The sequence below is a fragment of the Albidovulum salinarum genome, assembly GCF_025673475.1.
Lineage (GTDB): Bacteria > Pseudomonadota > Alphaproteobacteria > Rhodobacterales > Rhodobacteraceae > Albidovulum > Albidovulum salinarum.
Genome location: NZ_JAOVQO010000027.1, coordinates 1 through 22532 on the forward strand (window position 1 = coordinate 1; position 22532 = coordinate 22532).

At 65.0% G+C, this 22532-nt stretch carries 17 protein-coding genes and 1 pseudogene; 7 read left to right on the plus strand and 11 right to left on the minus strand.

Annotation, left to right across the window (positions count from 1 at the left end; translation table 11 throughout):
- Positions 1 to 184 precede the first annotated feature (184 nt).
- Genes OEZ60_RS20265 through OEZ60_RS20300 form a run of 6 tightly spaced genes read right to left on the minus strand, consistent with a single transcriptional unit; the run spans position 185 to position 7454 of the window.
- Entirely contained in the window at positions 185 to 1156 is a 972-nt protein-coding gene (locus OEZ60_RS20265; protein WP_263340295.1) for a D-2-hydroxyacid dehydrogenase, read from the minus strand.
- Positions 1153 to 1722, minus strand: coding sequence for an aminomethyltransferase family protein (locus tag OEZ60_RS20270; RefSeq protein ID WP_263340297.1), 570 nt, complete (start codon positions 1720 to 1722; stop codon positions 1153 to 1155). Before OEZ60_RS20270 ends, OEZ60_RS20265 begins: the two co-directional genes overlap by 4 nt.
- Before the next feature lie 2 nt (positions 1723 to 1724).
- Positions 1725 to 4565 (minus strand): 2Fe-2S iron-sulfur cluster-binding protein, encoded by a 2841-nt coding sequence (locus OEZ60_RS22255; protein ID WP_317852853.1) that lies wholly within the window; start codon positions 4563 to 4565, stop codon positions 1725 to 1727.
- Positions 4562 to 4828 (minus strand): sarcosine oxidase subunit delta, encoded by a 267-nt coding sequence (locus OEZ60_RS20290; RefSeq protein WP_263340300.1) that lies wholly within the window; start codon positions 4826 to 4828, stop codon positions 4562 to 4564. Before OEZ60_RS20290 ends, OEZ60_RS22255 begins: the two co-directional genes overlap by 4 nt.
- A 1-nt stretch (position 4829) precedes the next feature.
- On the minus strand, positions 4830 to 6071 hold the full coding sequence (locus OEZ60_RS20295; RefSeq protein WP_263340303.1) for an FAD-dependent oxidoreductase: 1242 nt from the start codon (positions 6069 to 6071) through the stop codon (positions 4830 to 4832).
- Positions 6072 to 6077: 6 nt separating this feature from the next.
- Positions 6078 to 7454 carry an MmgE/PrpD family protein gene (locus OEZ60_RS20300; protein ID WP_263340305.1) on the minus strand — a complete coding sequence of 459 codons (1377 nt, stop codon included), beginning with the start codon at positions 7452 to 7454 and terminating at the stop codon, positions 6078 to 6080.
- A gap of 151 nt (positions 7455 to 7605) precedes the next feature.
- On the opposite strand from OEZ60_RS20300, the gene OEZ60_RS20305 reads away from it, so the two are divergent.
- Positions 7606 to 8487, plus strand: coding sequence for a LysR family transcriptional regulator (locus tag OEZ60_RS20305; RefSeq protein ID WP_263340308.1), 882 nt, complete (start codon positions 7606 to 7608; stop codon positions 8485 to 8487).
- Positions 8488 to 8509: 22 nt separating this feature from the next.
- Positions 8510 to 8857 (plus strand): annotated as a pseudogene (locus tag OEZ60_RS20310) (IS5/IS1182 family transposase); the annotation flags it as partial.
- Between the two features lie 178 nt (positions 8858 to 9035).
- Here OEZ60_RS20310 and OEZ60_RS20315 read toward each other — a convergent pair.
- The 3 genes from OEZ60_RS20315 to OEZ60_RS20325 are packed head-to-tail and all read right to left on the minus strand — an operon-like array spanning position 9036 to position 12838.
- The gene (locus OEZ60_RS20315) at positions 9036 to 9920 is read right to left on the minus strand and encodes a dihydrodipicolinate synthase family protein (protein WP_263340311.1); all 885 of its coding nucleotides are present in this window, start codon (positions 9918 to 9920) and stop codon (positions 9036 to 9038) included.
- A gap of 45 nt (positions 9921 to 9965) precedes the next feature.
- Positions 9966 to 11501 (minus strand): trimethylamine methyltransferase family protein, encoded by a 1536-nt coding sequence (locus OEZ60_RS20320; protein WP_263340313.1) that lies wholly within the window; start codon positions 11499 to 11501, stop codon positions 9966 to 9968.
- A gap of 20 nt (positions 11502 to 11521) precedes the next feature.
- Positions 11522 to 12838 (minus strand): NAD(P)/FAD-dependent oxidoreductase, encoded by a 1317-nt coding sequence (locus OEZ60_RS20325; RefSeq protein WP_263340317.1) that lies wholly within the window; start codon positions 12836 to 12838, stop codon positions 11522 to 11524.
- A gap of 161 nt (positions 12839 to 12999) precedes the next feature.
- On the opposite strand from OEZ60_RS20325, the gene OEZ60_RS20330 reads away from it, so the two are divergent.
- The gene (locus OEZ60_RS20330; protein ID WP_263340319.1) at positions 13000 to 13920 is read left to right on the plus strand and encodes a LysR substrate-binding domain-containing protein; all 921 of its coding nucleotides are present in this window, start codon (positions 13000 to 13002) and stop codon (positions 13918 to 13920) included.
- Between the two features lie 330 nt (positions 13921 to 14250).
- Here OEZ60_RS20330 and OEZ60_RS20335 read toward each other — a convergent pair whose 3' ends face one another.
- Positions 14251 to 15669, minus strand: coding sequence for a recombinase family protein (locus OEZ60_RS20335; RefSeq protein ID WP_263340320.1), 1419 nt, complete (start codon positions 15667 to 15669; stop codon positions 14251 to 14253).
- Positions 15670 to 15841: 172 nt separating this feature from the next.
- Between OEZ60_RS20335 and OEZ60_RS20340 the strand changes: the two genes are divergently transcribed.
- From OEZ60_RS20340 to lhpI, 3 genes are read left to right on the plus strand one after another with little or no spacing between them, the layout of a single operon-like run.
- Entirely contained in the window at positions 15842 to 17095 is a 1254-nt protein-coding gene (locus OEZ60_RS20340; RefSeq protein WP_263340322.1) for an aconitase X catalytic domain-containing protein, read from the plus strand.
- Complete coding sequence (locus OEZ60_RS20345; protein ID WP_263340324.1) at positions 17092 to 17508, plus strand: aconitase X swivel domain-containing protein; 417 nt, start codon at positions 17092 to 17094, stop codon at positions 17506 to 17508. The genes OEZ60_RS20340 and OEZ60_RS20345 overlap by 4 nt, the downstream gene beginning before the upstream one ends.
- A 14-nt stretch (positions 17509 to 17522) precedes the next feature.
- Positions 17523 to 18461 carry a bifunctional Delta(1)-pyrroline-2-carboxylate/Delta(1)-piperideine-2-carboxylate reductase gene (gene lhpI, locus OEZ60_RS20350; RefSeq protein ID WP_263340326.1) on the plus strand — a complete coding sequence of 313 codons (939 nt, stop codon included), beginning with the start codon at positions 17523 to 17525 and terminating at the stop codon, positions 18459 to 18461.
- 226 nt (positions 18462 to 18687) lie between these two features.
- On the opposite strand, the gene OEZ60_RS20355 is transcribed toward lhpI, so the two are convergent.
- Positions 18688 to 19827: a cis-3-hydroxy-L-proline dehydratase gene (locus tag OEZ60_RS20355; RefSeq protein ID WP_263340329.1), complete on the minus strand. Its 1140-nt coding sequence runs from the start codon at positions 19825 to 19827 to the stop codon at positions 18688 to 18690.
- Positions 19828 to 20029: 202 nt separating this feature from the next.
- On the opposite strand from OEZ60_RS20355, the gene OEZ60_RS20360 reads away from it, so the two are divergent.
- Positions 20030 to 22471, plus strand: a complete 2442-nt coding sequence (locus OEZ60_RS20360) for a GcvT family protein (RefSeq protein WP_263340332.1) — start codon at positions 20030 to 20032, stop codon at positions 22469 to 22471.
- Positions 22472 to 22532: the final 61 nt, after the last annotated feature.

Sequence of the window (22532 nt, forward strand, 5' to 3'; positions counted from 1 at the left end):
CTCCGACAGGATCCGCATCGAGGTCCGGTGGATCGCCTCGACCTGATCGGGCGTCGCGAGTTCCAGCGGCGCGTAGGGGTTCTGGACGTCCCGGAATTCAAGCTGGGAGATCGCCCCTCCGCCGCGGTTCGTCCTGGATCTGCGTCCGCCGCCGCGCCGTTCTTCGCTCATGGTTGCCATTCCTTCAGTAGCCCCGTTCGGGGTCGACGATGTTGTGAAGCGCCGCGCCGCGCCGGTAGCGGTCGAGGTTCTCGGCGAACATCGCGACGGATTTCTCGGCCCAGCCGTCGTAGACCGAGGAACAATGCGGCGTCAGGATCACGTTATCCATCGCCCAGAGCGGATGGTCGGCGGGCAGTGGCTCGGTCGCGAAGACGTCGAGCGCCGCACCCTTGAGCGGGCCGTCCTGCAGGGCGGCGATCAGGGCCGGCTCGTCGCAGACCCCGCCGCGCGAGACGTCGATCAGGACCGCGCCGGGCTTCATGGCTGCGAAGGCATCGGTTCCGACCAGGCCGCGGGTCGAGGGCAGGAGCGGCACCGAGACCAGCACGAAATCGGCGCGGGGCCAGAGTGCCGGCAGCGCCTCCATCCCGTGTACCTCGTCCACATGGTTCGTGGGCTGCGGCCGTGCGCGCACCCCGAGTACCGTCATTCCCATCGCCCTGGCGCGCCGCGCAACGGCCTGTCCGGTCTGGCCGAGGCCGAGGATCAGGAGCGTGCGCCCCTCGATCGGCGTCACCCGCCCCGCGGTCCAGCGCCGCTCTGCCTGGGCCCTCGCGAAGCCGCGCAGGTCGAGCGAGAAGGCCAGCATCGCGCCGAGCGCGTATTCCGCCATCATGTCGGCCGCGGCACCGGCGGCATTCGTGACGGTCACCCATTCCGGATCCCAGGGCGCGAGGTGGTCGGTGCCCGAACCGCCGACCGAGATCCAGCGCAGGGTGCCGCTGTCGAGGAGTGCTGCGCGCGGGAAGCCGGGTGTGCCGGCGAAGCGGACCGAGTAGACCACCTCTGCGCCGGTTTCGGTGAGCATCGCGGGCAGGTCCGCGTAGCTGTCGCAGGTATGGACCGTCAGGTCCGGATGCGCGCCGGCGACGATAGCCCGTGCGGCCTCGGGCGCGTCGGTGTGCAAAAGGACAATGGGTGATCGGATGGTCACGGGTGGCCTCCTCCATGCCGGATCGTGCGCAATACCGCAGCGCTCGCCGCGATGTCGAAGAAGACTTCCGCCGCGCCGCCACGCCGGATAACCACCGCATCGACTTCGGCGAAGCGGGTCTGCGCGATCGCTTCCGGGACGAAGCGCCTGGGCCGAAGATCGACTGCGCAGAGCCGGGCGAGCGCATCCTCGAGCGCACGCCCGTCGAGATGCAGCCAGGCCCAGGCCTCCTCGCGCCAGCTCGAAAAGCCCTTCGGACCCGGGGCGGCCTCCCAGCGGGCGCAGAGCGCCGTGAGTGCCTCCGGTGCGGCGGGATCGCCGAGCAGGGTGATGTCATTGGGCCCGAGCCGCAGGACTGTGAAACCGGACGACAAGCTAAGTCGGTTCGGTGCGGGAAGCGCCACCCCCGCGTCGGACAGCCAGTCGGCGCTGCCCGGCCCCTTCAGGCCGAACCGCGGCCAATGGCTGCGGTCGCTTACGGAAAGGTCGTCACGTTGGCCCAGAAGGGGCGCGACATCCTCGGCCGCGCCGCCTGGGAAAAAGGGACAGGTCTGGGTCGCCTGCATCGTCAGATCTCCTGCCGGCGGTTCTCGGGATCGACGAAGGCATGCCCGGCGACCCGGCCCGTCACGAGCTTGCCGCTGCGCGCGCGGATCGTGACCTCGGTTCCCGGCGCAGCATCCTCGACATGAGTATAGGCGAGAGCGATCACCCGGCCGAGCGTTGGAGAATGGGCGACCGAGGTGACATGCCCCACCGGTTCACCGCCCCGCAGGACGAGGCAGCTTTCGCCGGGCGCCTCGGTGCCGGGCTCGAAGATCAGGCCGATAAGGCGGCGGCTTTCGCCAAGGCGGCGGCGCATCTCCAGCGCGCGCTTGCCGACGAAGAACGCCTTCATCTTCGATACCGCCCAGCCGAAACCGAGTTCGTCGGGCGAGGTCAGCGCGTCGGTATCCTGGCCGATCAGAATGTGGCCCTTCTCGAGCCGCAGGATCCGGCTCGCCTCGAGCCCGTAAGGCCGAAGCCCGAGAGGTGCGCCGGCCGCCATCACCGCGTCCCAGAGCGCGGGGGCATGGCTCGACGGGCAGTGCAGTTCGTAGCTGAGTTCGCCCGTGAAACCGATCCGCATGACGCGCACAGGGATCCCGGCGACCACACCGATGCGGCCTTCGAGATAGGGAAAACCCGCAGGCGAGAAGTCGATGTCGGAGCTGAGCGCCTGGAGCGCGTCGCGCGCCTTCGGGCCGGTGATGTTGAGGCCGGAAAAGGCCGCGGTCAGGTTCGCGACATCAACGCGCATCCGCCATTGGGCGTTCCACAGCGCCATGTCGGCGTAGACCCGCGCCACCGCCCCGGTCGTTGCGGTGACGTAGAAGACGTCGTCTGCCATGCGGAAGGCGACGCCGTCGTCGATCACCGCTGCCATCTCGTTCAGCATCAGGCAGTAGCGGACCTTGCCGACGGGCTGGTTCGCATGCGCCATCGTGTAGAGCCGGTCGAGAAAGGCGCCGGCATCGGGGCCGCGCACCTCGAGCTTGCCGAGCGTCGAGACGTCGAGCAGTCCCGCGCCTTCGCGCACCGCGCGCACCTCTTCGGTGATCCGCGCCACCCGGTCGCCCCGGCCGTAGAGATAGGGCCGCCACCAGGCGCCGACGGGGCGCATCTCGGCCCCGGCCTCAAGGTGGCGGGCATGGAGCGCGGTGCGGCGCTCCTCGACATGCCCGTGCCCGGCGAGTGCGCCGAGCGTCTCGGGCCCGACCGGCGGCCGCGCCGTGGTGACGCCGGTCTCGGCGACGCTACGCCCGGTCGCGGCGGCGACGATCCGCGCCGTGGCGAGTGCCGAGTGGCGACCCTGGCTCGGCCCCATGCCGACGGTTGAGAACCGCTTCACCAACTCAAGCTCGCGGTACCCTTCCCTGACCGCGTTCACGATGTCCTTGACCTGCAGGTCCTCGTCGAAATCGACGAAGTCGCGGCCCTTGGGGTGGGGGTTGAGCGGCTGTGCGCAATGGGCAAGGGCAAGCTCTAGATCCTGGCAGGGCGAGACGTCCCCGGCGTCGATATCCAGCGCGCGGAGCGCCGCCACGGCGGCGCGCCGGCCATCGGCGATCACCGCGGAGGTGCTGGCATGGCCCGCGACCGAGCCGGCAAGGTGCAGGCCGTCGCGCGCGAGGTCGAGCGAAAAGCGGCAGGTCGCGTCATCATAGCCGAGCCGGGCACCGGCCTGGCAGGGAAGTTGCCAGGAAGGCGCATGCCCGACCGAGATCGCGACGAGGTCGCAGTCGATCCAGCGCCCGCCCACTTGCACTGCCTCCACGTGGGTGCCGCCGCGTGCCGCCTCGATCCGTCCGGTCAGGATCTCGGCCCCGGCCGAACGCAGGCGCCCGATCCGCTCGGCATGGCCGGGCAGGTCGCGCGGCAGGACCAACGCAGCAATCCGGGTGCCGGCATCAAGCAGGTCCTCGGCGGCGCCAAGGCCGTCGGGCGTTCCGGCGAGGATCACCGAGCGGGTGCCGGGGCGCACCCCATAGTGGCGGATCAGGCGGCGCACAGCGCCGCCGGTCAGGATGCCGGGCAGATCGTTGCCGCGAAACACCGCCGGCTGTTCGATTCCGCCGGTCGCGAGGATCACCTCGCGCGCCCGGCACCGATGCAGCGCCTTGCCGCGGATGAGCGGCAGCCAGTTGTCCTCGAACCAGCCATTGCAGACCGTACCGGTCATGATCCGGAGCGCGGGCAGCGCCTCTGCCCGCGCAACGAGGGCCGTGAGATCGACCTCCGCCTCGGGCGCGTAAGTCAGACGCCCGCCAAGGTCCGGGCTCTCGTCGCAGAGGATCACGTCGGCACCGGCCTCGGCCGCCTCGATCGCGGCGGCAAGCCCGGCGGGGCCGGCGCCGACGACGAGGATGTCGCAGTGCAGGTGGGACTTGTCGAAGCCATCGGGCCGGGCGGCGAGGTCGACCATGCCGAGCCCGGCCTTGGCGCGGATCAGCGGCTCCCACCATTTCAGCCAGGCCTTGCGTGTCGGCCCCATGAAGGTGCGGTAGTAGAAACCCACCGGCATGAAGCGGCCGAGCCGGTCCATCACCGCATCACGGTCGCGCGCGAGGCTGCCGTTGACGTTCTGGGCGCTTACCACCATGCCCTCGGCAAGCGGCGTCAGATCGGCGGCGAGGTTCGGCTCGGACCCGACCTGGACCAGCGTGTTGGCTTCCGCACCCGCCATCGAGAAGGCGCCGCGCGGGCGGTGATACTTGAACGAGCGCGACAGCATCCACTGGCCAGAGGCGGCCAGCGCGCTGGCGATGGTGTCGCCTTCGTAGCCGGTGAAGCGCTGACCCTCGAAGCTGAAGGAGATGGGCCGGGACCGGTCGATCCGGCTGCCGAAGGGGGCGTCGAGCCGGGTCATGCGCCGGGCTCCAGTTCCGAAGGATCGAAGGTGCGGATCACGGCGTTGGTGACGGTATGGCGCTCGGCGAGGAAGACGTAGTTCGACGGCCGGTGGCGCCACCATTCGAGCATCGCGCCGGGCCGGTTCTCGGCCCGGAAGAGGTGCCGCGCCCAGTCGGCATCGGAAAGCGCATCCGGATCGGGGCGCTCGCGCAGCGGGCCGAGATACTGGAACTCTTCGATGTTGCGGGGACCGTTCAGGGGACAGGAAAGCAGTTTCATCTCAGTGACTCGCCGCGGTGGCGCCCATTTCGTTCAAGAGCGCGAACCGCTCGAAGCGCTCAAGCGCGAAGGGTTGAAGGATCTCCGGCACGCGGCCGGTGGCAATGCATTCGGCCATGCGCTTGCCCGCGACCGGTGTCGCCTTGAAGCCCCAGGTGCCCCAGCCGCAATCGAGCCAGAGCCCGTCCACCGGACTTTCGCCCATGATCGGGCTGTAATCCGGCGTCATGTCGGTGATCCCGGCCCATTGCCGGAGGAGCCGCAGGTTCTTCAGGAATGGGAAGAGATGCACCGCGCCCTCGGCCAGATGCTCCTTCATGTCGAGCGTCGAGCGGGTGGAATAGAGCTGGTACGGATCCGAGCCGCCGCCGATCACCATCTCACCGCGCGAGGATTGCACCAGATAGGTGTGCAGGCTCACCGAGGAGACGAGCGTGTGGAGCCAGGGCTTGACCGGCTGGGTCACCATCGCCTGCAGCGGATAGCAGCGGATCGGCAGTTCGACACCGGCCTTGAGCGCCATGTCGTAGTTCATGCCGCCGCAGGCGATCATCACCTGCCCTGCGGCGATGCGGCCGCGGTTGGTCACCACCGCCTGCACTCGGCCGCCCGCGACCTCGATCGCGGTCACCTCGGTGCGTTGGTGTATCTCCACCCCGCGCCGCGCAGCCTGCGCCGCGTAACCCCAGGCCACCGCGTCATGGCGTGCCGTGCCGCCGTCGGGATGCCAGAGCCCGCCAAGCACCTCGAGCGCGCCGCCGTAATCCATGTTGAGATGCGGGCAGAGCGCCTCTACGCCCTTCTGGTCGACGACCTCGATGCCGATCCCCATGTGACGGCCGGTCTCGGCGCGCAGGTGGAAGGATCGCAGCGTAGCCTCGCTATGGGCGAATGTGAGCTGGCCGCGCTGCGAGAACATGACGTTGAAGTCGAGTTCCTCCGACATCGCCTCGTAAAGCGTCACGCCCTCCTTGTAGAAGGCGATGCCCTGGGGCGTGATGTAGTTCGAGCGGATCGTCGTGGTGTTGCGCGCGGTATTGCCGCCGGCAAGCCAGCCCTTGTCGAGCACCGCGACGTCGTGGATGCCGTGGTATTTCGACAGGTAATGGGCGCAGGCCAGACCGTGGCCGCCGGCGCCGATGATCACCACGTCATAGGCGGGCTTCGGGGTGGGCGTGACAGGGATGTCGCCGGTCACCGGATAGTCACTGCGGAGCCCGTATTTGAGAAGGCGGAGAACCATGACGGATCAGAGCGGATCGTAGAGATGGCGAGCGACCGCGTCGAAGCGGCTGCCGGCTTCGGTCAGCGCCAGCACGGCATCGCAGAGACCCTGCGCCCGCGCCTCGCCGAGTGCCGGCACGGCGAAGCTCTTGTACTTCGCGACCACCTCGTCGCGGCCGAATGGACGTTCCGGCCCGCCGCGGGCATGGGTGTCGCCCGAGGCGAGCACGCGGCCATCGGCGAGCGTGATCTCGACATCGGCCCAGCGTCCGGCCGGGAACCGCGCCTGGTGGCGCTCGGAGGCTTCCATGACGGTGCGGCCGACCAGCGCGGCCACCTTCGGGTCCGCAAGGCCCTCACCCGAGATGTGGTCGAGCCCGATATGGCCTTGAACCAGCATGGTCGCCACGGCGAACGGCAGTGAATACTGTGCCTTCGATGTGGTGTCCGGCATGGTGGGGAAGAGCTGGACCGCGTAGTCGAAGCTGCGGATGCGGATCTTTTCGATGTGGTCGGCCGCGAAGGCATGGCCCAGTGCAAGCTCGCGCGCAGCGTCGATCGCTGCGTGGGCCCAGCGGCAGACCGGATAGGGCTTCACGTACTGATGCTCGATCTGCCAGAACCGGCCGAGATCGGCCCAGTGCGGCGCGACATTGGCGGCTTCGACGGTGATCGCCGGAGCGCCGGTGAATCCGTTCTCGGCGAGGATCGCCGCCGACATGCCGACGAGCGCGCCCCAGCCCGAGCCGTCATGCAGCATCGTTGGAGTTGCGATCTCACGCATCATCTGGCTGCGGGGGCCGTGATATTCGGCGATGCCGAGCGCCTCGCGCAACATCGCGGGCGTCTGGCGTCGGAGCCGCGCCGCCATCGCGGCGACGCCGAGCGTGTTCCAGGCGCCGGAGGTATGGTAGTCGCTGACTGTCGCGTGCAGCGCGATGCCGGCGCGCCCGGCAACCTCGTAGCCGACGATAAGCGCGGCGAGCGCCTCTGGGCCGGAGAGGTCCGGCAGGTGCTCGGCCAGAACCGCCAACGCCGGCACCGCGACGACGCCGATGTGACCCTTGGTCGGGTTGTAGCCGTCGTGGCCGTCGAGATTGTCGGTCTGGGTCGCCGCCGCATAGGCCGCACCAGCCAAGCTGACGATGCGGCCGTCGAACAGCATCCGCGCCGAATGGCCGGGATCGGACGAGGCATGAAGCAACAGCGCCGCCCGCCGACCGAGCACACCCGCCTCCATCGGTGCTGCCGCCGCACAGATCCCAAGCGTATCGAGCAGCATCAGCGCCGCCCGCTCGCGCGCGGATGCGGGAATCGCTTCGGGCGAGAGTTCGAGAGTGAAATCCGCGAGGGTAGCGAACGTATCGGCATTGGCATCAAGTGCGACAGCTTTGCTGCTCATTTTTCAAGCCCATCGTTGCATTCGACCACGGACAATAGTGGTCTCGTCCCGGCGAACACGCGAAATATTCGGCGTCTATACATCCGTTTTTTTTATTCCTATTGGTGACGGACGGCAGGTATTGGCAAGCAATGATGACAGGTTCGGACGCATGGATAGACCGCCACCTCCGCTGAACTACATTCGCTCGTTCGAATGCGCCGCGCGCCATCTGAGCTTCACCAAGGCCGCAGAGGAACTGGGGTATACTCAGGCTGCGATCAGCACCCACATCCGGGCGCTGGAAAAATACGTCGGCCGTGACCTTTTCGTGCGCGGAACACGCAGCATCGCATTGACGGAGATTGGCGAGGCGTTCCTGCCGACGCTGCGCCAGGCCCTGCACCAGATCGACACCGCGACCGATGCGATCGCGACGACGTCCCGGGATCGCTCGGTGATCGTTGCCTGTCCGATGAGCCTGGCCGAGAACTGGCTTCCGGCGTGCCTTGCCGGATTTCGATCGCGCAATCCCGAGGTGGAGATCGTGGTCAATGCAACAATCTGGGATCACCCGGATGATGTCATTGCCGACATTTCGATCTCGGTGAACCGCAACGACGAGGTTCCTCCAGGCGCGAGCCTGCTATGGGATGAAACCCTGTCTCTGGTTTGCAGCCCTTATGCCGGCGAAGACATCGCCGATGGAATGAGTGTCGAGTCGCAAGCTAAGATCGTGGTCGCGGGACGGCAGGAATACTGGGGTCTGTTTGGTTATGCTCTCGGCAACCCGGACATGGATCTCGACGGCGCGATCCGAACGAACGCAACGAACGTGGCCCTCGAGCTGTCGGCCAACGGGCTGGGCGCCACAATCGCGCTGACATCGCTGTGCGGGACGTATATCGAGCGTGGCCTGCTGATGGAGCCGTTGCAGGTCCGTCCGAAAAGCCCTTGGTCTTACTACATCAAGATGCCTCAGGGGCGGCGCAGCAATGCCGCAAAGAGACTGTTCGACTACATCTCGGAATACGCCGGAGAGGAAGGCTTGTAGGCGTTCAGTCCCGGTATCTGGTGGCGCATTTGACACCGGCAAATGCCATAGCGCCTTCGCCGCCCGCGGCGCAGCCGCGATCATCCCGCCCCGCAGGAACGCCAGACCTCGGAAGGCGGACACCGCTGGCGCGATTGCGCGCAACGAGGCCTTGCGGGCATCGAACCGCTTCGGCCGGACGATTTGGCGACGATGGAGCGGCAACCACCGCCGAAGCCGTGCAGGGACCAAGATGCACCGTGTGAAACGGCTGGGCCAGCGCCTCTCAGTCCGGGACTTCGACGGTCAGGTCGCGGAGTTCCAGGTCCGTGTCGCGGTCCTGAACGGCTTCACCGCGATCGGCACACCTGTCACAGAGGTTGCGGGATAAGTCTGTCCGGGGAAAGGGGAAGCCTGACCGTCACACGATTTGTGCAACAGTGCCCGTGAACGGCAGTAATGCGAAAGCTGCACTGAGGCGTCGAAGATCTTGCCGGACGGCAGCTCCGGGCCGTCCTTCCCGTTTCGATCGCGAGGGAAAGCCGGGGATTGAAGGTCTCTAGCGGCAGTTACAGCGGACCGTCAACCATCAGCGGCGCCAGCGCCTTCTGCAGGGCGGCATCCTGTGCGGCCGTCAGCCTCTGGAGGGGGCGGCGCACATTCCCGGTGCCAAAGCCTCGCAGTTCTGCCGCCCGTAATACGGCGGGCACATAGGGGTTGCGCCAGATGAACAAGAGCGAGGGGAGCATCTTCTGCCAAAGGACCAGTGCTGCTTCGAGGTCGCGGGCGGTGATCAGGCCGTAAAGCTTGGCCGCTTCATGCGGCATGTAGTTTGCGGCACCCCAGATGACGCCCTTGGTCCCCGCCATCAGCGCCGCGAAGGTTGTGGTGTCGCAACCGTTCAAAACGTCTATGCCGGTCTGGAGGTATTCCTGATGGGTGGTGAAATCGCCTGCGCTGTCCTTGATCCAGCGAAAGTTCCTCAGCTCCTTCAGCCTTAGGAGCAACGGAACCGAGACCGCAATCCCGGTCGACTGGGGAATGTTGTAGCCGACAATGTCAATTCCCACCGCCGCGTCGATCTCGCGGTAGAAGGCGAAGAGCCCGTCCTCGTCGTCTGGCCCTTCCAGATAGGGCGGCAGGATCATCAGCGCATTCGCTCCCGAGTTCTCGGCATGCCGTGATCGCCGGATCACCTCGTCCATGTTCAAGGCAGAGGTCTGGCAGATCACGTTGACCCGCCCGGCAATCTGCTTGATTCCGGCTTCGTACAGCCGGTTGCACTCGTCTTCCGTAAGGTAGGGATGCAGACCTGTGCCGGCGCCAAGGACCAGCCCTTGCACGCCCGCCGCGATATAGTCCTCGATCAAACGCTCGAAGACTGCAAAGTCGATCGCACCGTCCGCGTTGAACGGCGTCTGCATTGCAAGATTGATGCCTTCTAAATTGGACATGGTCTTTCCTCGGTTTCATCTGCGACCGACACGAGATCGGCCGGTTCATGCCAGATTGGGCGAAATCTCTTGCTCCCTTCGGGCGACGAACGCATCCAGTTCCTCGCGCTTCGATGAGTCAAGTGCGGGCGGGGCGTAGCGGGCCAGCAAGTCTTCTGCCTTTTCGCGCGCGCGGCTTGGCATGTCCTTGCCGCCGGCGGCCTTCCATTGCTCAAAGGCCTCGTAGTTGAGGATCTCGGGCGCGATGAAGGCATTCCTGAAGTGCTTCAGTGTGAAGGGATCGCCGAGGTAGTGGCCGCCGGGGCCAACGCGACGCACAGCGTCCAGCGCCTCGTCCAGAAGATCAAAGCTCACGCCTTGGGCGTATTTGGCCATCAGCAGGTTCTGTTCGCCGTCCACCACCAGTTTGTTCAGGCAATGCACCATGCCGGCTTCGTCCCAGCCGCCGGCATGCAGCAGGAAATTGGCCCTGGCATTGACCGCAGCCATGTAGGCGGTGGCGGATTCATAGCCCGACTGCGCATCGAACAGCTTCGACGATGCCTGCGAGGCCGTGGTTCGCCACGGAATATTATAGCGGCGGGCTAGCTGGCCAACGATCCCGTTCAACAGGCTGATCTCGGGCATGCCCGACATCGGCGCGCCCGACTTCATCGACACCGAAACCGAATACTGGCCGTAGATCGTCTTTGTGCCGGGCTTCACGAGCTGGGCATAGGCAACGCCGGCCAGCGCCTCGGCATTCAATTGCGCGACCGTGGCCACCACGTCGGCGGGCGTATTGGCCGCGCCAAGCACGAAGGGCGCAATCAATACAACCTGGTTGGCAAGGGCGAAGACCCGCAGCCCTTCCAGCATCGTCGCATCCCAGACAAGCGGCGAGTTGCCTGAGATCATGCCCCAAAGCACCGCGTTTTCGTCCATGAATGCCCTGCCATAGACGATCCGCGCCATCGCGATACAGTCTTCGGCGCGCGCAGTTCCCGTCGTCAGGCCGTTCGTGGCTAGGTCAAGATCGACAAGGTTCGTGTGCATGATGTGAAGGTGCCGCCAAGGCACGGCGATATCGGTGGGCTCACAGGCAAATCCGGTTCCGATCTGGAAGCCGGGGCTCATCTGGATCAGCCTGTTGATCTTGCGCAGATCGGCAATCGTCGAGGCGCGGCGCGTTCCGTCCAGATCCCGGATGTTGGGCGCGCCCTGCATCGCGCAAAACGTCAGCGTGTCGACGCCGATCTCAACATCCGTGTCCGCGCCACGGCCGGTCATCGCGAACCGCTCGGGGGCCATCGCGACAAGCGACTCGACAAGGTCACCGTCAAGATGCACCCGTTGGCCGCGGACATCAGCTCCCGCCGCCTTCCACTGCGCCAAAGCCACCTCATCGCGAAAGTCGATGCCGACTTCCTGCAGGATCTTCAGGGAGGCGCAGTGGATGCGGTCAAGCTCGTCGGCACTCACGACCTCCACCGGCTTCACGCGGTAGCGGACCGTGGAAAGGCGCGGCGTGACTTCCGCCTCGCGCGCAGCGCGCCGAGTGGCGCGGCCAAGACGCTTCGTTTTCGAGGCGCTTTCGACCATGTGCGGGCTCCTGAGACTTGTCATACTTCCTTGCCAGCCTGCCTGAACCGCCAACCGGTCACTAGGCGCACCCCGGTTGAGGTGATGAGGTCGGGATAGGCCCGCGAAGGCGGGACGCGGCGCTTCAGGATGTCTATGACAGGCGAGGACCGGCCCAAGGCCAGTTCCGCGACGGCCTTGCCAAAGGCGGCTCCGCGCGAGACGCCGGTGCCGTTGCAGAAGGCGGCACCATAGACGTTGGCGGCAAGTTCGCCGAACACCATTCCGCCGTTTTGTGCCAGCGTCAGCAGACCGCCCCAGCTGATCTCAAAACCCATCGGGGCAAGATCTGGCCAACGGCGCTCGAACGCGATCTTCTGCTGTTCGCGCGCGCGTTCGACGTCGCGCAACGTGGTTTTGAACTTTGGGGCGTAGGAATAGACATTCCGCAGGATGAGGCGGTTGTCGGTGGTGCGTCGGACAGTCGTGCCGAAGCTGTTAGCCGGGATGAGGCCGTAGGCCGCCTGATTACCCGCCCGCGCCAGTTCGTTCTCGCTCAAAGACCGGGTCATGCTGGCAAAGGTATAAAGCGGGATCGCGGTCTGGCCATAGAATCCAAAGCGCGTCAGATAACCTGCGGCACAGATGATCACCCGTTTCGCATGGATCACTCCCGATTGGGTTTCGAATACGTGCTCTTCGGCCCCGAAGCGTGCGGTGCTGATCACGGTGTTTTCGTGAACGGTCACGTTCTTAGGCAGGACACGAGTCAGGTTCTTCAGGTACTTGGCCGGCTGGATAAGAATGGTCCCAGGATGATGCAGCGCCTTGATATAGTGCCTGCTGCCGGTCATCGACAGCATCTCATCTTGCTCGACCCAGCGGTATGTCTGGCCCATCGCGTCCAGCGCTTTGGAAAAGCTCACCAAATCCGACACGCCATGGTCGGTCGCCGCACTGTGATACTTGCCCTGCGGATCCCAATCGCAGTCGACGCCAAGCTCCTCGACCGCTGATCGCAGATAGGCGTTGCCGTCAAGGTTGGTAAGGAGTTCATCCTTGTTTCCCTGGATGTCCTCGACGAAGTCGTGCTTGCGCGGATTGTGAGCTAGATCGATGGCAAAGCCCATGCAGCGACCTGACGCGTTGTTCCCGATGCGGCCCGCATCGACAAGCACCACAGATTGGTCGGGTGCAAGCTCTGCATATCGCCGCGCGGCGTGCAGACCCATCCAGCCCGCGCCGATCACCAGACAATCGCAACGCGTTTCTCCGCGCTGCGGCGCGAGCGGCAAATCGGGACCTGAAGTCACATACCACCCCGAGTCAGTCGGCTCCTGCACCGGCGGATCGACCATGATACGGCCGTGGGGAGCAGGGTTCGGCTTTCTTGCCATCGTAGTTGTTCCACCCCTCGGCTGCGGCCGGGCCTGTTGCGAGCCATTCACGCGACCCAGACAACCACAGTTCGGGCCATCTCTGTAGACGGGAAAGAAATCGTCTGATATAAATTCAGTTTATGTCTGAGTTGCGATCCCTGATCCCGTCCCCGCATTCGCTCTTCGTCTTCGAGGCGGCGGCGCGGCATCTGAATTTCAAGAATGCGGCGGCGGAACTGAACGTGACACAGCCCAGCGTGTCGCAATCAATAAGGGCGCTGGAGCGCCACTGCGGCACGCAACTCTTCATCCGTGAAAATCGCGGCGTACAACTTACCGAGGCTGGACGGCTGCTTTACGACAGCGTGCGTTTTGGGTTTCATCGCATCGAGGAGAGCCTCAGGACGTTGTCCTCGACAGAAACCCGATACCTGACCTTCGCCGCCTCGACCTCGGTTGCCGCGCATTGGCTGATGCCGCAGCTCTATAAATTGCAGCAGGATCATCCGAACCTGCGGATCAAGGTTGTCACGACCGATCGCGACATCGAACCCGACTCTGAAATCGACCTGACAATCTGGATCCGCGACCGTGACTTCCGGCGCCCGAACAGCTGGTATCTGTGCGACGAAGTCGTCTTTCCGATCTGCGCGCCGAAGTATTTGGCCGACCATCCCTGCATTGGCACAGTGTCCGATCTGACGAACCATCGACGGTTGCACGCCTTCGACCGGTTCCGCAAACGCATGAGCTGGGCAGAATGGCTTGCCCGCGTCGGCGTGGAAACGGATGAAACCCAGCCCGACATGGTGTTCAACGACTACCAGCTGACGCTTCAGGCCGCCTTGGCCGGAGAGGGGCTTGCCCTCGGCTGGAGCCTGACTTCTGCGCTGCTGCTCCACAATACCCAGCTGGTGCGCCCATTGCCGACTGAGATCAACACTGGAAACGCCTTCTTCCTGATCGCCGCACCGGGAGCGACGTTGACCGGGGAACTGGACGCCCTGATCGCTTGGATCAGGGCGCAAACGGCGGACCTGAGCAAAGGTCAAGGCCGGTAGCCGTTGAGTAATTGTTCGCGAAGCCACAGTTGTAGCGCAATACCCAAACCAAGGATGTCTCGCTGTCGCTCGGCTTCATCAACGGCGGGCGCTTTGCATCGGACTACTCAGTATTGTTCGGCGAAAGACCCTCAGAGACGTTCCCCACCGGTTCTGCCCGTTGGCGCAACGATGTCGGCCACTAGTGAACTTCGGCTTAGGAATGGCGCTCGCCTAGGTATCCACGATGGAACAGCGCGGCATGACCGCTGCCCTGCCCCGTATGTGCGCCAGAGGACGTTCGCCCCGAGTCACATCCCGTGTTAAAGGCTGCTAGCCGCCTGTTATCCGTCAAAAGGCAGATGTTGCTCGGCAACTGGAAAGCCCGCGTTGCGGACCTTTGAGCGATAGTATTTCTACGACAAGAGGCACTTGATTGTTGGTCGACAGCGGCGGTTGCTTGCCCTCCGCAACCAACACTAACTCTTCAGAAATATCAATGTCTTGAGAATCCGCTGCCGCGGATCCTCCGGCATTTGCGCCCGCCAAGGCCGGCAGGCCCGACGCCAGCCGCAACAGGCTCGCCAGCGCGCCGTGGAGGTCGATCCCGAGCGCGGTCCCGCCCTCCGGGCTCGCCATCGGCACCAGCACGATCTTCTCGATCAGCCCCCGCAGCGCTTCTTTCGCCTCCTCCATCCCATCCGGGTCGGTCAGCCCGCGCACGAGGGCGCCGACGCGCGCGCGGTAGGCCTGCGCCATCGACGGGTGATACCGCAGCGGGTCGGGGGCCGGGGCGACCGCGAGGTGGCGCTCGAGATCCTTGCGCCGCTGGTCGAGTTCGATCATCCGGTCCTTGACCTGGTCCGCGGGGACGCCGGCGATGATCGCATCGACGAGCTTGCGGTGATCGGTCGCCACCTGCCGCAATTCCCGTTCCAGGCCGGCGCGCCCGGCACTGGCCGCTTCGGCCAGGCGATTGCGCTCGGCCGCGTATTCCTCGCAGAAGACGCGCAGGGCCTCCTCGTCCATCAGGTGATGCTGAAGCGCGTCGAGAACGCGGGCCTCGAGATCCGTCTGCCGGATCACGGTCCGGTTGGTGCAGATCGCCCGTCCCTTGTTGCGCGCCGCCGAGCAGCCGAAGCTGTCCTTAGAGACCTTGGAGAAGCCGGCGCCGCAGCAGCCGCATTCCATCAGGCCGGAAAACAGCGTGCGCGGGCGGCGGCGGTCCCAGACCGGCACGCCGGTCCCCTTGGAGACCAGCTTGCCCTGGCGGCGCTTCACGGCCTGCCAGAGTGGGTCATCGACGATCCGCAGCTGCGGCACCTCGCTGACCACAAGCTCGTCCTCCGCCTTCGGGCGCGAGACCCGGCGGCCGGTGTCCGGATCCTTGAGGTAGTGCAGGCGGTTCCAGACGAGCCGCCCGATGTAGAGCTCGTTGTTCAGGATCCCGGTGCCGCGTTCGCGGTTGCCGTGGATCGTCGAGGTGCCCCAGGGCCCTCCGCGGGGCTCGGGAACACGCTCCTCGTTCAGCTCTTCGGCGATCTTCCTCGGCGAGACGCCGCTGGCATAGGCCGCGAAGATCCGCCGGACGATCGCGGCCTCACGCGCGTTGATCTCGCGGTCGCCCCGGATCGGGTCACCTGCTTCGGTGAACCGGCGCAGGACCGTGTAGCCGTAGGCGTTGCCGCCCGCGGACTTGCCCCTCACCGCGCGCCCCTTCAGTCCGCGCCGGGTCTTGTCGGCGAGGTCGTCGAGAAACTGCTCGCTCATTGCCGGTTGCCCACCCGGCAATCATCGCCCCCGGATACCGGAAGTTGGCATTCTCTTACTATCCGCAAGGCGCGGAATTCCACATTCTCGCGGACTGAAACATGCGCCGGCGCGGCAAGCGTGACCGAACGCCGAACCCGTATATCGAAAGTCCTAAGGCACCGAGATGGCAATGAACCTGAGCGATACCGAGAGGTCGGTTCTGGCCGGGGAAACCGGAACCCGCGGCGACCAGATGGCGATGGAGATCGTCGCCGAAGCTGCCCGAATGCTGGGGGCCGACCGGCTGGTCGAGGTTTCCTCCAGCCATATCGACGGCTGCCTCTATCATGGCGATTCCGGGGTCTTGTTCTGCGAGAAGCTGGCAGAGCAAGGCGCCCGGGTGAAAGTGCCGTCCACGACCAATGTGGGCGCGCTGAACCTGCTGAAAGGCAATCAGGTCCACCTCCCGCCCGAGCAGCGCAAGATGGCCTACCGCCTGATGGTCGCGCACGACAAGATGGGCTGCATCCCGAGCTGGACCTGCGCGCCTTACCAGGCCGGCGCGCGTCCGGCGCTCGGGCAGCAGGTCGCCTGGGGGGAATCGAACGCGGTGGCCTTTACCAACACGGTGCTGGGCGCGCGGACAAACCGGTATGGCGACTTCCTCGACATCGCCTGCGCGATTTCGGCGCGGGCGCCCTATTACGGGCTTCACAAACCGGAAAACCGCGTCGCCGAGCTTTTGCTCGACGTGTCGGACCTACCCAGGGCGCTCTTGCGAGAGGATGCGTTCTTCCCGGTTCTCGGGTCGATGATCGGCCGCCTAGCCGGCGAAAGCATTTGCGTGGTCGACGGCATGCCTTCGGGTGCCCGCGACGACCAGCTGAAGGCGATGTGCGCGGGCGCGGCCTCGACCGGTGCGGTTGCGCTGATCCACGTCGCGGGCATCACGCCGGAAGCACCGGATGCCGCGACGGCGCTCGGTGGAAACGCGCCGAAGGAAACGATCACCGTCACCCGCGACATGGTGATCGCGGCGCGCGACCGCTTGAGCCTGACCGAGCCCGGCCCGATCGACTGCGTGGCGCTTGGCAGCCCGCATTTCTCGAATGACGAATGCCGCAAGCTCCTGACACTCGCCGGCGGTGAGAAATTCGCGGTGCCGGTCTATGTCTGCACCGGCCGCCACACGATGGCCGCGCTGGAAGCGGATGCGGCGGATGCGGCGCTGCGCGATCTGGGGGTGGAATTCGTCGTCGATACCTGCGTCGTCGTGACGCCGATCCTGCCGGCCGAACCCGGCGTGATGATGACCAATTCGGCGAAGTTCGCCCATTACGCAACCGGCAACACCGGATATGCGCCGGTGTTCGGATCCCTCACCGATTGTGTGCGCAGCGCGCGGGCAGGCCGGGTGATCCGCGATCAGGGGATTTGGGGATGAGCTGGCAAGCCGATGTACTTTTCGCAGGCGAAGTCTCGGGCGAGGTTCTGCGCTTCGACGCCCCGATCAGCTTCTGGGGCGGCATCAACCCGGTGACGTCCGAGGTGACGCTGGCGGGGCATCCGCAGCGCGGCCAGAGGATTGCGGGCAAGATGCTGGTGATCCCCCGACTGATCGGCTCCAGCTCGTCCTCCGCGATCATGCTGGAACTGGCCTATGCCAGGGTTGCTCCGAAGGCGCTGATCCTGGGCGGGCGCGATGCGATCCTGCCGATCGGCGTCCTGGTCGCGGGCCAGATGGGATGGAACACGATCCCCGTCGTCGCAATGCCCGATCCGCCGTTCCTGACGGGCGAGCGCATCGCGGTTCATCGAAACGGCAAGATCGACGCCGCGCAAGACGAAACAGCCTGACAGAGGAAACGGGCATGCAAATCTTTTCCGCGGAACAGACTCGAAACATGTTGCCTTTCGACCGGCTGATCGACGCTCTGCGCGAGATGTTCGTCACCGGAGCCGAGGCGCCCTTGCGCCACCATCACACGATGCCTCTGGAGGGCCAGCCGGACGCAACGCTTCTGCTGATGCCCGCGTGGAATCCCAAGGGCCTCGGCGGCGTCAAGGTCGTCAACGTGAACCCCGGGAACGCCTCCAGGGGCAAACCGGCACTGAGTTCGGCCTACATGCTTTTCGACGCGGAGACCGGGCGGCATCTTGCCCTGCTCGATGGCGGCGAAATCACCAACCGGCGCACCGTCGCGGCCTCCGCGCTGGCTGCCGACTACCTGGCCCGCAAGGACAGCCGCACCCTGCTGATCGTCGGCGCCGGTCGCGTCGCATCGAATCTGGCCTATGCGTTCCGTGCGGTGCGGAAAATCGACGACGTGATCGTCTGGGACGTCGTCCCCGAAATGGCCGAGCGGCTCGTTGCCAAGCTCGCCGATGACGGCTTTTCCGCGTCGCGGGCGTCGGATCTGCGGGCGGCCGTCGAGGCTGCGGATATCATCAGCTGCGCCACCCTGGCGACGGAGCCGCTGGTGCTGGGCGAATGGCTCAAGCCTGGACAGCACCTGGATCTGATCGGCAGCTTCACACCGAAGATGCGCGAAACCGACGATACCGCGATGCAGCGGGCAAGCGTCTTCATCGACACCGACGGCGCGTTCAAGGAAAGCGGCGACATCATCCTGCCGATCCAGTCCGGCGCGCTGAGCCGCGAGGCCGTCCGGGGGGACCTTTTCGACCTGTGCCGGGGAAAAGTGGGGGGGCGGGCGTCCCCAGAAGAAATCACTTTGTTCAAGGGCGTCGGCACCGCCCTCGAAGATCTTGCCGCGGCGACCTTGGCGTATTCGAGCTCTCAACACTGAGGCCGAGCCACGGCGATTGCCCGGGAACCGGAAGGTTTTCGGCATAGACAAGCCCCGTCCGAACCGGATGGGGCTTGTCTTCATCTGGCACAGGCATGACCGAAGGCGACAGGCGGCGCATCGTGTTGCGGCAAACGAAATGGGGTGCCTGTCTGTCAGGCACCCCTTTCGGAACTGTCAGCGGGTGGATCGGGGGCGGCCGCAGGTCCGCGACCGCCTGCCAGCTTCAGGCGATGACCATGACGGGATCGCCCAGAACGTCGTATTTCGGGGTCACCCCCAGACCCGGCCGGTCCGAAGCCCACATCATGCCGCCCTCAATCGTCGGGGCGCCATCGGCGGTGGAATTGGTATGGTAAAGCTGGAAAGGACAGGACTGATGATGGTAGCCCTTGGACGTCGACATCGACAGATGTGCGATGGCGGCGGTGGTGATCTCGCTGCCCCAGGTGTCTTCGATGGTCATGGCAATGCCCAGCTGGGTGCACAGATCGCGGATCATCCGTGCCTTGGTCAGGCCGCCGAAACGCCCGATCTTGAGGTTGACCACATCCATCGCCTTGTCCTGATAGCCCCGCATCAGAACGCTGAGGCTGTCGATCACCTCGTCGAGAATATAGGGGTTGTTGCAGTGCTGACGCACGGCCACGCATTCCTCGTAAGTGGGGCAGGGCTGTTCGAGATAGACCGGCAGGTCGCTGATCGCCGCGGCGACACGCATCGCCTCGTGCTGCTTCCAGCTGGTGTTGGCATCGGCCGCCAGATAATTGCCCGGGATCAGATCCTGCGCCACGCGGCGGATACGTTCGATGTCTTTAGCGGCATTGTCGCCGACCTTGACCTGGAAATGGGTATAGCCCGCCTCCTGGTAGTCGCGTAGAACGGCGGCCATCTTTTCCGGTGTATCGCGCGACACGACCTTGTAAAGTTTCACCTTTTCCTGCTGCAAGCCGCCAAGCAGCGTGTAAAGCGGAAGGTTGGTGGCCTTGCCGAGAATATCCCAGCAGGCCATGTCGATCGCCGACTTGAAATAGATGTGGCCCTTCAGCTCATGGTCCATCACCTGGTTGATGGGGCCAAGCTGGCGCGGGTCCAGCCCGATCAGCTTGGGGCCGAGCGTCGCGATCCCGGTGCGCGCGCCCTCAGCATAGGCCGGCAGGTAGGAGGGCCCGTGCGGGCATACCTCGCCGATGCCGGTGATGCCGGCATCGGTCTCGATCTCGACAATGGTGCTGTCGAAGGAATCGACCGAGAAGGTCGACCACGAATAGGGGGCGTCTTTGATCTTCAGATCGACTTGGTAGACTTTGATTGCGGTGATTTTCATGCGGCCACTCCCATGACGCGCCTTCGCGCGCGCCGCCATCGGCGCACGCTCGGCTTTCCATGCAGTCATACCGACAGGCGGCTGTCGAAATAGAACGCTGCGGCCAATTTCGGGTATGTGGCGCGGCGTGTGGAGGCCTTGCAAGAAAGCTGGCGCCGCTACCGGATTTTGACGTCTCCGTACAATTCTCAACGCCGATTTCTTGGTTCTCTGGGCGGAAATCTTGTCGATGGAGTCGTCAATGAAATCGCACGCGAAAGTCGTGGTCGTCGGGGGTGGTGCCGTCGGCGCCGCGATACTGTATCGGTTGACCGAACATGGCTGCAAAGATGTCGTCTTGCTGGAGCGCAGCAAGCTGACATCAGGGTCGACCTGGCACGCCGCCGGGCTTCTGGTGACCTTCGTCCGCTCGATCCACATCAGCAAGATGATGCACGAGTCGATCGACCTCTTTACCGAAGTCGAGCAGAAGCTGGGCACCTCCGTCGGCCTTCGCAAGGTCGGGCAGTTGCGGGTGGCCAACACGCAGGAGCGGATGGACGAGTTCCTCAGCTACAAGGGCGTTGCCGATGCGGCGGGTGTCCCGTGTGAGATCCTGACGCCGGAGCAGGTGCAGGAAAAGCATCCGCTGCTGAACCCGAACGAGAATATCAAAGGCGGTATCCTGGTTCCGGGCGACGGCTATATCAACCCGTCCGACATCACCATGGGTATGGCGAAACTGGCGCGCGACAACGGCGCCAAGATCTATCAGGACACCGAGGCGCAGGCCTATGAAAAGCTGCCGGACGGCGGTTGGAAGGTCGTGACCGACAAGGGCGACATCACCTGCGAGCATCTGGTCTTCGCCACCGGCAACTACGCGCGCGAAAACGCGCGCCGGGTGGGTCTGGAACTGCCCTGCCTCCCAATCGTTCACCAGTACTGGACGACCGAACCCGTTCCGGAATTGGTCGAACGCCGCAAACAGGGTCTGCCCGAATACCCGATCCTGCGCGACGAGGATTACGGCGCCTACCTGCGCGAGGACGTTGGCGGCATCCAGTTCGGACCGTACGAATTCGAGAAGGATCTGAAGCTCTTCGCGGTGGACGGTGTGCCGAAAGACTTCGGCATGGACCTGCTGCCCGAGGATTTCGAGGCGGTCGAAACCCAGTGGGAAAAGGCGCTGGAGCGGGTGCCGACGCTCGGCACCGTCGGCATCAAGTCGAACACCCGCGGCCCGTTCCAGATGACCCCGGACGAACTGCCGCTGATGGGACCGGCCCCCGGCCTCGACAACCTCTGGATTGCCGAAGGCATGCCGGGCGGCATCATGTGGTCGGGTACGATCGGCGAGCGTCTGGCCCGCTGGATCGTCAATGGCGACCCGGGCATGGACGTGTCGGAAATCGATGTCCGCCGCTTCGGCGACTATGTCACCAAGCGCTGGACGATGGAGAAGGTCCACCAGACCTGGGGCACGCATATGCATGCGCATATCCCCGGCGAGGACCGTCCGCGCGCCCGTCCGCAAAAGACCGCCCCGTCCTATGATCTGCTGACGGCCAAGGGCGCGGTCTGGACGCTGATGAACGGCTGGGAATTCCCGCGCTGGTTCGCGCCCTCGCCCGAGCTTGCGATCCCCGAGCACAGCTTCCGCCAGACCGAGCACATGCAATTCGTGACCGACGAAGTGAAAGCCGTGCGCGAGACGGCCGGGCTTCTCGAACTCACGCCGATGACCAAGACGATCGTGCGCGGTCCGTTGGCTGCCAAGTGGCTCGACGGCATTCTGGCGAACGCGCTGCCCAAGGTCGGTCGCGTCAGCCTTGCGGTCGCCTGCAACCGCAACGGCGGCGTGGAGGCGGAATACACCGTCGTCCGCGACGGCGAGAACGAATTCTACCTCGTCAGCTCGCCGACCGCCGAGGTCAAGAACTGGGACATGCTGAACAAGGCCCTGCCGAAGGATGGCAGCGTCATCCTCGAGGATGTCAGCAACCAGATCGGCATCCTGGCGCTCGCGGGTCCCAGGTCGCGCGAGATCCTGCAGCCCCTGACCGACAACGACCTGTCGAACGAGGCGTTCCCCTGGCTCACCTCGCAGATGGGCGAGGTCGGCTATGCCAACAAGGTGCGGCTGATCCGGGTCAGCTACAACGGCGAACTGGGCTGGGAACTGCATCACCCGCTGTGCTTCAACCGCCATCTGACGGATCTTCTGATCAAGGAGGGCGAGCCCAGGGGCATGAAGCTTTTCGGTGTCGAGGCACTGGAATCGATGCGGCTCGAGAAATCCTACCGCGCGATCTGGCGCGAACTGCGTCCCGATATCAGCGCGCTGGAAGCGGGCCTTGACCGGTTCGTCAAGCTCGACAAGGGCGACTTCACCGGCCGCGACGCGCTGCGCAAGCAGACGGAAGAAGGCCTCACGCGCAAGCTGGTGATGCTGAAGCTTCCCTTTCGGGAAACCTCGGTCATCGCCGACGAGGCGGTATTTCACAACGGCGAGCTGGTCGGTCATGTGACCTCGGGCGGGTTCTCCTACCACCTGCAGCACGATCTGGCCTTCGCACTGGTGCGCCCGGACGTGACCGCGGTCGGCACGGCGTTCCAGGTGCGGATCCACAACGAGCTTCGCGACGGCGTCGTGATCGAGGAAAGCCCGCACGACCCGACCAGCGCGCGCGCGCGCGCCTGATCAACCGGACAAAGCGGTTCGGTCAGCCTTCGGGCTGGCCGTTTTCCGTTTTGCGGTTTCA